Source organism: Bacillus sp. Brlt_9, assembly GCF_051948935.1.
Classification (GTDB): domain Bacteria; phylum Bacillota; class Bacilli; order Bacillales; family Bacillaceae_G; genus Bacillus_A.
On sequence record NZ_JAYJLO010000001.1, the window covers coordinates 672,930 to 686,069 of the forward strand.

The 13,140-nt window shown below is 34.7% G+C and carries 9 protein-coding genes and 1 pseudogene; 8 read left to right on the forward strand and 2 right to left on the reverse strand.

The features are described from left to right. Positions 1-23 precede the first annotated feature (23 nt). Positions 24-1,349 carry a bifunctional S-methyl-5'-thioadenosine deaminase/S-adenosylhomocysteine deaminase gene (locus tag VF726_RS03525; RefSeq protein WP_440165884.1) on the forward strand — a complete coding sequence of 442 codons (1,326 nt, stop codon included), beginning with the start codon at positions 24-26 and terminating at the stop codon, positions 1,347-1,349. A 151-nt stretch (positions 1,350-1,500) separates the two neighbouring features. Here VF726_RS03525 and VF726_RS03530 read toward each other — a convergent pair whose 3' ends face one another. After that, entirely contained in the window at positions 1,501-2,883 is a 1,383-nt protein-coding gene (locus VF726_RS03530) for an alpha/beta hydrolase family protein (RefSeq protein ID WP_440165886.1), read from the reverse strand. A 587-nt stretch (positions 2,884-3,470) separates the two neighbouring features. Here VF726_RS03530 and VF726_RS03535 point away from each other — a divergent pair. The 5 genes and pseudogenes from VF726_RS03535 to VF726_RS03555 all read left to right on the forward strand — a co-directional run bounded on the left by VF726_RS03535 (position 3,471) and on the right by VF726_RS03555 (position 10,533). Beyond that, positions 3,471-5,096, forward strand: coding sequence for a peptide ABC transporter substrate-binding protein (locus VF726_RS03535; RefSeq protein ID WP_440165888.1), 1,626 nt, complete (start codon positions 3,471-3,473; stop codon positions 5,094-5,096). A gap of 352 nt (positions 5,097-5,448) precedes the next feature. Further along, a pseudogene (locus VF726_RS03540) lies at positions 5,449-6,233 on the forward strand (ABC transporter ATP-binding protein). 123 nt (positions 6,234-6,356) lie between these two features. Continuing rightward, a complete protein-coding gene (locus tag VF726_RS03545; RefSeq protein WP_440165890.1) occupies positions 6,357-6,737 on the forward strand; it encodes a BA_1872 family lipoprotein in 381 nt (126 codons plus the stop codon). Between the two features lie 328 nt (positions 6,738-7,065). Beyond that, positions 7,066-9,111, forward strand: coding sequence for a class I SAM-dependent methyltransferase (locus tag VF726_RS03550; protein WP_440165892.1), 2,046 nt, complete (start codon positions 7,066-7,068; stop codon positions 9,109-9,111). A 288-nt stretch (positions 9,112-9,399) separates the two neighbouring features. Further along, positions 9,400-10,533 (forward strand): TIGR04053 family radical SAM/SPASM domain-containing protein, encoded by a 1,134-nt coding sequence (locus VF726_RS03555; protein WP_440166695.1) that lies wholly within the window; start codon positions 9,400-9,402, stop codon positions 10,531-10,533. Between the two features lie 117 nt (positions 10,534-10,650). Here the strand turns inward: VF726_RS03555 and VF726_RS03560 are convergent, their stop codons facing one another. Beyond that, on the reverse strand, positions 10,651-11,181 hold the full coding sequence (locus VF726_RS03560; RefSeq protein ID WP_440165894.1) for a GNAT family N-acetyltransferase: 531 nt from the start codon (positions 11,179-11,181) through the stop codon (positions 10,651-10,653). A 142-nt stretch (positions 11,182-11,323) separates the two neighbouring features. On the opposite strand from VF726_RS03560, the gene VF726_RS03565 reads away from it, so the two are divergent. Then, positions 11,324-12,022 carry a response regulator transcription factor gene (locus tag VF726_RS03565; RefSeq protein ID WP_440165896.1) on the forward strand — a complete coding sequence of 233 codons (699 nt, stop codon included), beginning with the start codon at positions 11,324-11,326 and terminating at the stop codon, positions 12,020-12,022. Further along, positions 12,012-13,079 carry a sensor histidine kinase gene (locus VF726_RS03570; protein WP_440165898.1) on the forward strand — a complete coding sequence of 356 codons (1,068 nt, stop codon included), beginning with the start codon at positions 12,012-12,014 and terminating at the stop codon, positions 13,077-13,079. Before VF726_RS03565 ends, VF726_RS03570 begins: the two co-directional genes overlap by 11 nt. The last annotated feature ends 61 nt before the right edge of the window (positions 13,080-13,140 follow it).

A 13,140-nucleotide genomic window follows, 5' to 3' on the forward strand; every position in this document is an offset into this window, starting at 1 on the left:
TTATTAAAGGGAACTTCATAGAGTTGAAAGGGGAAATACTTTTGAAAACAACTTATGTAAACGCTACAATCGTAACGATGAATGAACAAAACGAAGTGATAGAAAATGGATATATCATTGTAGAAAATGATCAAATTATAGATGTAAAGAGCGGAGAATTCGCTAATGATTTTGCAGTAGATGAAGTAATTGACATGAAAGGGAAATGGGTTTTACCAGGGCTTGTAAATACACATACACACGTTGTAATGAGTCTCTTAAGAGGTATTGGTGATGATATGTTATTACAACCATGGCTGGAGACGAGAATTTGGCCACTTGAAAGTCAGTTTACTCCCAAAATTGCGGTTGCTAGTACGGAATTAGGATTACTTGAAATGGTGAAAAGTGGTACAACATCTTTCTCTGATATGTTTAATCCAATTGGAGTAGATCAAGATGCAATTATGGAAACGGTATCAAGGAGCGGGATGCGAGCTGCTGTTTCAAGAACTTTATTTAGCTTCGGAACGAAAGAGGATGAAAAGAAAGCAATTGAAGAAGCTGAGAAATATGTGAAGCGTTACTATAACGAAAGTGGTATGTTAACTACGATGGTTGCACCGCATAGCCCATATACATGCAGTACAGAACTGTTAGAAGAGTGTGCACGTATTGCAGTAGAAAATCAAACGATGGTTCATATTCACCTTTCGGAAACAGAGCGTGAAGTACGTGATATTGAAGCACAGTACGGAAAACGTCCAGTAGAATATGCAGCAAGTTGCGGATTGTTTAAACGACCGACGGTTATTGCACACGGTGTAGTATTAAATGACAATGAGCGTGCATTTTTAGCAGAACATGACGTTCGAGTAGCTCATAATCCGAATAGTAATTTAAAACTAGGTTCTGGTATAGCGAATGTAAAAGCGATGCTAGAAGCGGGAATGAAAGTAGGAATTGCAACAGATAGTGTGGCATCTAACAACAATTTAGATATGTTTGAAGAAATGCGCATCGCAACTTTATTACAAAAAGGTATTCACCAAGATGCAACAGCGTTACCGGTTGAAACAGCTCTTACACTTGCAACTAAAGGAGCTGCTGAAGTAATCGGTATGAAACAAACAGGATCACTTGAGGTTGGAAAGTGTGCTGATTTCATTGCAATTGATCCGTCTAATAAGCCTCATTTACAACCAGCGGATGAAGTGTTATCACACCTTGTATATGCAGCTAGTGGAAAAGATATAAGCGATGTAATTATTAACGGAAAACATGTCGTTTGGAATGGTGAATGTAAAACATTAGATGAAGAGCGTATTATATTTGAAGCAAGTCGATATAAACGAGGTTTGCAAAGATAGGTATTTTCAGGCTGTGGAGAAAGTCTTCTCCATAGCCTGTTTTTGTGTCTGACCCTTTTTATTAATAAAAAGAAGAGAATAATTTAGATAAAATCACTAGTTTCAAAAATCCTTCCCGTAATAATGATTATTGAAAGGATTTTGATGTTTCTTATTCTTTTGTCGCGTTGACCCATTTAATAATGTCCTGAATTACGTATTCAGGAATATTAGCAGGGATTTCATATTCACTAGGAAGACTTAATTCCCCATCACCCTCTGTGAAGAAATGATTCAATTTTGGGTATTCATTGAACTGAACATTCCTGCGGTTTGAAAGCCCTTCCTGCCATTTTGTATATTCATTTTTTACTGTTACTTGATAATCGCGTGCTCCTTGCAGAATCAGTAAAGGTTCTTTTCGTGATCTTGCCTCTTCAACAGGACGCCACCTAGAAACATCATACATAAAATGAGGCGATCCCAAATTGTAGCCAGTTGGAGGATGCTCAGGATTGAACGTAGGGTCTTGGATAAAAGCGAACTGTCTTTTTAGTTCATCGATTACTTCCTTTGACGCCCCTAGGTATTGATTCTGATCAATGGCAATGTCAGTCAAGGGGCGTGCAGGTGGTGCGAGTAAGATACTTCCTCTAACAAGTGAAGAAGGTGATTTGCTTAGTATACGTGGCATTGCGCCAGCTCCTAGACTATGTCCAAGAATGAAAATATTATTTGGATCAATGCCTTCCTGCTGCGCTGCTGATTTTGCTGCATATATGGCATCATCTGTAGTATCACGGTCTAACGTAACAGGTTCTGCACTCATCTTTAATGCGTGTTCTAAGGTACGTTTTTCATAGCGCAACACTGCAATTCCGTTGGATGAAAGGCCCACCGCAAGATCGCGTAAGATTTTTGTTCCCATATATGTGCTATCGCGATCATGGATGCCAGCACCATGAACAAGAACAACTACGGGTAGCTTTTCACCAGGCTTATGTTTCGGAACCGTTAATGTCGCTGGTAACGGATAGGTGGAATTTCCGATGACGATTTCACGTTCTTGATAAGAGTCAGGTTGATCATAGCTAGGATGCGGTATGGTATATGATTCTTTGGGAGGCCTTTCTCCAATTTCATCTACTTTCCCGCCAGGTGTAAATTTAAGGAGTAGCGGTATGGTAGTTCCTTCGATAACTGCTGGCATTTCCACCGTCTGATGGACTAAGTTTCGTTCTTTGATCACGGGGGGCCCCATGCTTTTTATCCCGCTCCAGCCACTCTGTGTCCACCAGTTTTGTAATGTGTTTGCTGTAAACTTGGATTGAAAAGCAGCAGACGTCAACTGAAGTGCCTCTGCATACTTATCTTGCTGGAGATATTCAAAAAATAATGATGTACGCTCCGTTAAAGAGACTCGTTTTTTTTCTACAGATGGTTCCTCACGTGTATTTGCGTGAATAGCTGTTGTAAGCGGAAAAGATGAAATGCCTAAAGAAAAGAGTAGGGTAAAGGAAAGTATTGATTTTTGTATTTTCTTTTTTTTATTCATGTTTTAACCTCCAATATGTGATGGTGAAAAATAGGTATGATAAATTAAGGTCCTGTTGTAACAATGTCTAAATCATTGATATGTTCATCTAAAACCAACAGTTCTAATTTTGTCGTAATCGCTCTGGTAACTCCTAACCTTTCTTCCTTCACTTTATATTTTGACTATACGAAACAAAGTTCACGTTTTTCTTACTTGATCCTTACAAAATCCTTAAGTGTATAAGATTTGTAAAATATCACTTTCTACTTGACCTGAATTCCAAAAAACAAAGTGGCATTGCTGAATGGAGATAGGAAGATATCCCAACCAAACTGTATCCTATACGTCTATTAAGTTAGTTATGGGGAAATTTACATGAAACAGAAGAAAAGTTAAAATAAAAAGAGAGGTATGCAATAAGAGATTTTTTATAAACACTTGAGCAAACAGCGCAGATTAAATATTCAATCTTTAGCTATCCTTTTTTTAAGAGTAGATTTTTTCTTGAACGAATAAATATTCAAAAGAATGTCGCATCTTTCTGGTAGTATTTCTGCTATAATATATTACGCTTTATAATATTTTATATTTAAGGAGAACAACTCATGAAGCGAAAAAAGAGCCATTTAATGGTAATGGCACTTGTTACATCTTTATTATTAACAGCTTGTAATAATAAGGAAAATAAAAGTGATAAAGAGGCAAAAAAACAAGTATTAAACGTAACAGTATCAGAAGAAATTCCTTCTCTTGATACAGCGAAAACGATGGATGGTACGTCAGCACACATTATGCAAAACATATTTGAAGGGTTGTATGTATTAGATGATCAAGATCAGCCGATTCCAGCAGTAGCAAAATCGTTTAAAAGAAGTGAAGACGGTAAAAAATATACATTCGATTTGCGTAAAGATGCAAAATGGTCAAATGGTGATAATGTAACAGTAAATGATTTTATGTTTGCGTGGAAACGTGCAATTACCCCTGAAACAGCGTCTCAATATGCATACATGCTATTTTGTGTGAAAAATGCGAAAGAGATCAATAAGGGAACAATGCCCCTTGATGCACTTGGGGTTAAAGTTATAAATGATTATAAGTTAGAAGTAGAACTAGAACAGCCAATTCCTTACTTTTTACAGCTGTTGGCATTACCTATTTATTTACCACAGCATGAATCATTTTTGAAAGAACAAGGAAAGAATTATGCATTGGAACCTAGTAATCTCATATATAACGGCCCATTTGTATTAGAGAAATGGAAACATGAACAAGAGTTTCAATTAAAGAAGAATGCTACTTATTGGGATCAAAAGAAAGTGAAATTAGACGAAATAAAATTTCAAATTGTAAAGGATACAATGACGGTTGTTAATTTGTACGAAGCTGGTGATTTGGACCGGGTGCCTATTAATTCTCAATTTGTAGACAAGTATAAAGGAAGTAAGGAATTACATATGTCGAGCGAACCTGGAATTGCTATGCTACGTTTTAACGAACAAAATAATGCGTTAGCAAATAAAAAGGTACGTCAATCTATTTCATTTGCGTTAAATAAAGAGGACTTTGTTGCTCATTTTATTAATAACGGGGCAAAACCTGCCAGTGGATTGGTACCAGTTGGTCATGTAAATGAAGAGACTGGTAAAGATTTTAGAAAAGAAAACGGAGATCTTTCTTCATACGACTTGCAAAATGCGAAAAAGATTTGGGCAGAAGCGAAAAAAGAACTTGGAGTAGAGCAAGTAAACCTCGAGTTTTTAACGTTTGAACAAGATAACGCAAAACGTATGGCAGAATATATAAAAGGTGATTTAGAAAAGAATTTACAAGGATTAACGATACAAATTAAACAACAGCCATTTAAGCAAAAATTACAGTTAGAACAAACAGGTGATTACGATATATCTATGGCAAATTGGGGACCTGACTATAAAGATCCAATTAGTTATTTAGAACTATTTACGACGGGTAATCTAAATAACAAAATGAATTATTCTAACCTTCACTATGATGAATTAATAAAGAAAGCGAAAAACGATCTAGTACTAGATCAGAAGAAACGATGGGAAGTATTGCAAGAGGCCGAGCGAATTCTGTTAGATGATGCTGCGGTCGCACCGCTTTACCAAATTGGCTCAGCTTACGTACAAAAGGATTATGTAAAAGGAATTGAAAAGCATCAATTTGGTGGTGTTTATACTTATAAGAATGCTTATATCATAAATTAATAAATACAAAAAACCTTACTTTTTAAAAGTAAGGTTTTTTTACAGGGGAGAGGGAAATCCTTTGGTGGTATTCCCAGCATATAAAGAAGAGAAGTGCAAAATTGTAGTTACGGTTACGTATTCATAAGAAGTTGCAACAAATAATATTGAGCAGTTTGTTTAAGTAAAAAGAAGAATAGAAATATAGCATACAAGGAGTAAGGGAATGTAGTACAAATCAGCATATAAGCATTTTCTTTCTGTAACTATGTTTGTTTTTAATTATACAAAAAAATATTAGATTATATATTTTGTCCTTGGTATACTTAAAAGGTAATTTGGGGTATTAAGATGAGTTGATAGAGGTGTTTGGGTGGAATTATTTGAGTTTTATAAAAAAAGGGGAAGTTTAAGTGTTTGATTGGAATTGGGCTCTTTCTTTATGGATTAATTGGTATATATAATACTCGAGGTAATATTAATTGGGGACCAGTAATTTTTATTATTATAGTTTCATTTGTTGTTTTTGGTATTGGATTTTGGCAACTAAGAAAAGGTGATTTATTAAAAGAAAATATAGTTGAAAATGATTTGAAGTTTTGGGATATCGATACTTATATTTTGTTAGAATTACCTGAAAATAATAAACATTTGGGCTTATATACTCCTGATGGGATATATGTAGCAGGAACAAAGATGGTTTCTTCAACATTACCTGTTTTAAAAAATAAACAAGTTTTTGGATTGGAAGCAAGTGATGGAGAAATTCTAGCATATTTTCATAGTGAAGTTGAAAATTATGATTGGGCTATTTATGATTCAAATTATAATTGTGTAGGGATGTTTAAAGAAAATATGATACAAGGATTTGGAATGGTACGTGGTGCTTTAACGAATGAAAAAAAGATAAAAATTTCTGAAGTAGAAGTTGAATTTGATTTTTTCGAAACTTCTTTTCTTACAATGGATAACCGGATATTAATAAACTGTAAAAGAGGATATATGCCTTTGGAATGGAGCGAAAGATTCGGATTAAATGTACCTATTATTAAATTAGGTAATAATATTTCTAATGCTGAAAAGATATTTGGTTTAGGGGTTCTTATCTATATTTTAGAAACAATTAAAGTAAGAAAAAGTAGGATTTTTAATGATTAGAGTTTCAAAAATTATTTAAAAAAGAAATTGAAGAAAAGCAGTGATTCTTTTTAGGTGTTGGTGTTTTTGAAATAGTTAAAGAATGAATCTTAATTCACATATACATAAAAAAGGGGAATTTCTATGAAATTAATACGTGTATTTATGGTTCTCACTCTTGTTGTATTGTTAAGTGCATGCAATACAGCAACACAAGTCACAAAGGTTCAAAAAAATGGAGAAACGACTTTAAAAATTGGTTCGTTGCAAGGGTATTACGATGTGCAAACGGTTAAAGCTGAAAAAGGAAATGTGGAAATTCCTTATGAAGCAGCCGTTGAGGAAGGTACGATTTTATTGCAAGTTACAAAAGATGATAAGGTTATTTATGAAGAAGAAGTTACTTCTCAAAAAGAAGGTCTGCTTTCTTTTGAAGCGCCAAAATCCGGATCATATGATTTAATTGTACGCGTGAAGGGTGAAAAAGAGAAAGCGAAAGAAATTCAAGTACATACTAAGCTATGAAAAAACGGCAAGTGGAGTGCACCCGCTTGCCGTTTCCATTTTCAGTTGATTCTGTCACAACATATGTTTATCAATTTAAGAGGTGATCTTCCGAAATTCCTAATGAAGTTAAAATAAGAGATCAACAAAAAATATGTTACAACCTTAGCATGGTAGTAACGGAATTTATAACTCTCTTTTACACGATAAAAAGACTGGGTTTGATACATTTTTATTCGAAAGAGATGTAGATGGTAAAAAGCAAGTAGTAGTATTTAGGAGGAGGGACATAAGGTGATGCTCTTTTTGGAGAAGGTGTCCTAGATCTTACTACCGATATTGATTATATATGGGGGGAAATAAGTTGAAAAGCATTGAAGTTCTAAATACATATATTGAAGGGAGTTCTGTTGCAATCCCTACGTGGTTAAAGCATCTAATTGAGGCAGAGGAGATACATCAAAACTATGAGAATGTACAAGTACTTGGTGCATTAAAAACAGATGCGGTGTTGTACTATGTACACCGTACGCTGCAAGTGTTAGATGGACTGTCTTTAGATGAAGAAGCATATCGTATTATTGAAAAGGTACTAACGTATAGTGAGCTTGCAAAGGTAGGATCTTTAAAACAGCGGGAGCAATGGAAGAAAAAAGGGATTAATCTATTGGTACATAACGAGGGTTCTGCTGATATCTTTAGTGATATTCAGTTTATTGAACGTGTAGAGACAAACTTAAACTCTACTGAGTATTTGTTTATTCAAGATTTAATTAGAACACATGGATTAATCGGGCAGTATATACGCGGGGAGGCTCGTTTGGACTCTCATGTTGATTTAATTAACACATATAAAGAAGAATACGGAGACGTTAGGTTAAAGGAGATTCTATACTATCTTAACCAATGCATTATTGAGGGCGTATCAAAAGCTTTGTGGAGTGAAGTGAAGAACGATGTGAAGATTACAATTGATGGTCTGTTTGATGGTTATATGGAGCCATTTACTTCTCGTATACATAGACTCACGCCAAAACATAAGGAGTCAGCATTTGAAAAAGATATAATTATGGGGAGCGAGAAGAGTGACGTTCAAACATTCCTATCTAGTAAGGATTTGTGGTATGTAGAACCGTCTATGCATGCTCTTAGCTTCGAGGATATTTGGACAGTGTTTGTTATGTTAAAGAATGAGATAGGCACTAGAAAGGTTCAGCATATACATTTCGAGAAATTGATGCAGCAGCTACATTATGATTTCAAAGGCGAAAAAAAGGACAACGTGTATCGTAAGCGAGTTATTGAGAAGTATCTACGGGAGTACCGTGAGAACGAGAAACCGAATACAACGCATGTTTCTTTTCAGGTTAAAGTCGATGAAGATATGAAGACTGCGTATGTGTCGTTTCGGTTTTCTGCTGTAGGTGAGGCGTTAATTACCTTCTGTGTAGAGGCAGAAAAGATAGATATGATGCATGCTCGGGCAAATGTGCTGCTGTTTGATTTCTTCGGGTTACGAAAGGATGCATATGATAGATTCCATAACGAAGAAGTGTATCTGGAGCATATGAATAGCTCGGCTGATGATAAACGAATTATTCTTGATTATATAAAGGGAGATATGATTGTAGATGTCGGAGCCGGTGGTGGTGTCATGCTAGACATGATTGAAGAAGAGACCGAGGATAAACGAATCTACGGTATCGATATTTCCGAAAACGTGATTGATACGTTGAAAAAGAAGAAGCAGAACGAGGGGCGTTCTTGGAACGTCATTAAAGGGGATGCAATCAATTTAAGCAGCTCATTTGAAAAAGAATCGGTTGATACGATTGTATATTCTTCTATCCTTCATGAGCTGTTCTCTTATATCGAGTATGAAGGTAGGAAATTTAATCATGAAGTAATTAAAAAGGGGCTGCAGAGTGCTTATGAGGTGTTAAAGCCAGGAGGCCGTATTATCATTCGTGATGGCATCATGACCGAAGATAAAAGGTTAATGCGGGTGATTCGTTTTAAAGATGCAGGCGGAATGAAGTTCTTAGAGCAGTATGTCCAAGAATTTAAGGGGCGTATAATCCAGTATGAGGTACTTGCAGACAATACAGTCAAAATGCCTGTTAATGATGCAATGGAGTTCTTATATACGTATACTTGGGGCGAGGATTCCTTTGTTCATGAAGTGCAGGAGCAGTTTGGAATTTTTACGCCAAACGACTATAAGGACTTCGTAAAGGGTATCTTTGGAGATAAAGTAAATATCGTTCAAGCTATGAACTATTTGCAGGATGGATATACAAACCATCTTAGCGAGAAAATCGAGTTTACAGATGAGTCTGGGAATGCTGTTGCGCTACCAGATAGTACGTTCTTTATGGTTTTAGAAAAGAGGTAATGATGTTGAAAGACTTTAAAAATACTATTTAAAAAAACTTAATTTAAATTTGATGAATTGAAGAAAGCAGAGATGTTAATAAAAAGTTGTGTAGTTTTGCCCCTTTAGATAATTTAGTCTAAAGGGGTATTTATATTAAAAAAAGAGATTCTGTAATTGGTGAAGAGGAAGGTAGAAACATTAGATCAACAGTAGAGTAGGAAGAGAATGATTTGTGATACATCTCACACCATAAATACATATATAACTTTACAATTAGAATATCAATTGATGGGAGGGTTAATATTGATGAATCTTGATTTTAATAATAATCCATTTATTGTAATATGGGAGTTGACAAGAGCATGTCAATTAAAATGTTTGCATTGTCGTGCGGAAGCACAGTATCATCGTCATCCTCTAGAGCTAACATTTGAAGAAGGAAAGAAACTAATTGATGATATATATGAAATGGAAAATCCAATGCTTGTATTTACTGGTGGAGATCCATTAATGCGTCCAGATGTATATGATATTGCGGAATATGCAGTGAAAAAAGGTGTTCGAGTATCTATGACACCAAGTGCCACCCCGAACGTTACGAAAGAAACGATTCAAAAAGCAAAAGAAGTAGGACTTGCTAGATGGGCATTTAGTTTAGATGGACCAACAGCTGAAATACACGATCATTTTAGAGGGACAGAAGGGTCATTTCAATTAACGATGAATGCGATTCGTTATTTGCATGAATTAAAAATTCCTATTCAAATTAATACTGTTGTTTCTAATTATAATGTGGATGTACTTGAAGAGATGGCAGTGTTAATAGAAGAATTAGAATGTGTACTCTGGAGTATATTTTTCTTAGTTCCAATAGGGCGAGGGAAGGAAAAAGATATGATTTCACCAGCTCAACATGAAAGGGTATTCCGTTGGCTATATCAACTTAGTAAAAAGGTTTCTTTTGATATTAAAACAACAGCTGGTCAGCACTATAGACGTGTTGTGATCCAAGAAAAAATGAAAGAACATAAAAAGGAAAAACAGGTCATTCAATATCAGGATGTATTGATGAGTGGGATGACGGGGCGAGTTAATGGGCTTGGGCGTGCTCCAAAAGGGGTGAATGATGGAAACGGTTTTGTATTTATTTCTCATATTGGAGATGTATATCCAAGTGGGTTATTGCCGATTAAAACCGGGAATATTAGAACAAATTCGCTAGCTGAAACCTATCGAAACTCCCCTGTTTTTCAAAATCTTCGTAATCCTGACAAGTATAAGGGAAAGTGTGGTGTTTGTGAGTTTCGATATGTTTGTGGGGGATCTCGTTCTAGAGCATATGCAATGACGGGGGATTATATGGAAAGTGAGCCTTTCTGCGTATACGTACCAAAAGCATTGCGAAAACAGAAAAAGAACATAAAAAAGGGCTATGAGTAAAAGCTTACTCATAGCCCTTTTTTAATGTTTTATAATGTATAGTACTTCGCATCCTTCATTAAAAATTCGCTACCTATAACTGTTGTACTGAAACAAGTTTTTTACACATGTATTCTATTAAACCGATTTTAATAAAGAATAAAAATTCGTATCATATGGGATATCATCTTGATACATATAATTTCTTAGAACGCCTTCTTTTTCAAACCCTAATTTTAATAGTACTTTATTGGAAGCTTCATTTTCAAGAAAGACAATTGCCCCGATCCGTTTTAGATGAAGTGTGTGGAAACCGTATAATATAACGTCAGAAACCGCTTCAGTCGCATATCCATTTCCCCAGTGTTCAGGGAGAAAGGCATAACTGATATTGGCTCGTTTATGCTCAGAAGACCAATCATGAAACCCAATTGTTCCAATGAGTTCTTTCTTGTTTTTTAATTCGATTCCCCATTTTATACCGCTTCTTGCATTGTAACTGAGCTTAAAGTTATGAATGACTTGTTTCACTTGATCAACATCCTGTAATGGTTTTTGACCATAATAGCGCAGTACGTCAGTATTAGAAAAGCATTGTAGTATACTCGGTGCATCTCCTTCGGTAAGTTCTCGTAAAATGAGTCGCTCGGTTTTCAATATAGGAAACATGCTTTCACTCCATTTCTTCTGAAACTAGAATGTGTTGTTATTGTATAATTTAGACTGAAAATAAAGATTATTCAAGAGGTAAGTACGGTTTGGATTTGTGATAAAATTGATTGTGGAATATATTTCAAAAAGAGGTTTGTATATGGAGAAAAACTCAATTTTAATTGTAGATGATGATCAAGATATTGTTCGATTTGTCAACGTGAATTTAATGCAAGAAGGTTTTAAAGTTTTTAGTGCTCATAATGGAGAAGAGGCTTTAAAAATAATAAATAATAACAGTATTCAACTTGCTATTTTGGATATTATGATGCCACAAATGGATGGAATAGAATTGTGTAGAAGGATTAGAGAGAAACATAGTTTACCCATTATGTTTTTAAGCGCAAAATCATCGGATGTAGATAAAGTAATAGGATTTAGTACTGGAGCAGATGATTATATTGTGAAGCCGTTCAGTACAATTGAATTTATAGCGAGAGTGAAAGCTCAATTAAGAAGGTATACATATTTCAATCAAAATGCTGCCCAAGAAATAGAAAAGAAAATAAACATTAGAGGTTTAGAAATAGATGAACTGTCTAGAACAGTAATGTTATATGGAGAAACAATCAATCTTACGAGAACTGAATATGATATTTTGTTCTTAATGGCCGCTGCAAAGAATCGTGTGTTTACTATTGAAGAAATATATGAGAGCGTTTGGAAAGAAAGAGCCTATGAAAGTAATAATACAGTAATGGTTCATATTGCAAGATTAAGAAATAAAATTGAAGAGAATCCAAAAGAGCCGAAGTTTATTCAAAATGTTTGGGGAGTCGGATATAAAATTGAAGATTAAATCATTACAAGGCATTAGAGCTAAGTTTTTTAGTGCATTCATATGCAGTATTTTGCTAGCAACTGTAAGTATAATAACGTTTCAAATTGTAGTTGGAAATATATATAGTCAAGTTACCGGATTAGAGGAAAAATATTCACTTTTATATATAATAGCTTTTTTAACTTTTACTACAATATACTTTGCATTCATGACAAAAACAATGATGAAAAGATTATCTGAAATTAACAAGAGTGTGAAGGAAATAAGTAGTGGTAATTTGGAAATACATATACCTATTTCAAAAAATGACGAGATTGGTGAATTAGCAGCGAATGTTAATAGAATGGCTAAAAGTTTAAAAGAGTCTATCGAAAATGAAAAAAAATCGCAGGAAACGAAAAATGAAATGATTAGCAATATTTCTCATGACTTACGAACACCTGTAACATCTCTAATCGGTTACGCAGACCTGTTAGGAAATCAGCTTCATTCAAATAAAGAAGAATGTGAACAGTATGTAAGTATATTAAAGCGAAAAAGTTATGAATTAAAAAATCAAGTAGATGATTTATTAGAATATTGTCAAATAAATTATAGGGAGATTGAATTACATACAAGTGTAGTAAATATGAAAGCGTTCATTGAACAAATCATGATTGATTTTGTACCACAACTAGATGATGCCAATATGAGCTTTTATATGAAAGGTGATAAGGAGTTACATGTGGAAATGGATGTAGCGCTTATGGTGAGGCTTTTCGAAAATGTAATTAGTAATAGTATTATGTACGGGAAAGACGGAAAACAGATTTTGATTCAAATTTCTAAAAGAGACATGAATGTTGAAATAGAAATTAAAAATTTTGGACAGTGTATTCCGAATGAGAACCTTCCTTACGTTTTTGAGAAGTTTTATCGTGGTGAAAAATCACGTAGCTCTTATACGGGTGGAAAAGGGATGGGGCTTGCAATTGCGAGAAGTATAGCAGAGCTTCATAAAGGGGATATCACTGTGCGCAGTAACGAGAAAGAAACTGTTTTCACCATCGTTTTACCGCATTATAAAGAATTGTAAGAAATTCGTAAGTATTTCTTTTATATGTCGTAACTTTTACTTCGTATTATGTAGAACAAAG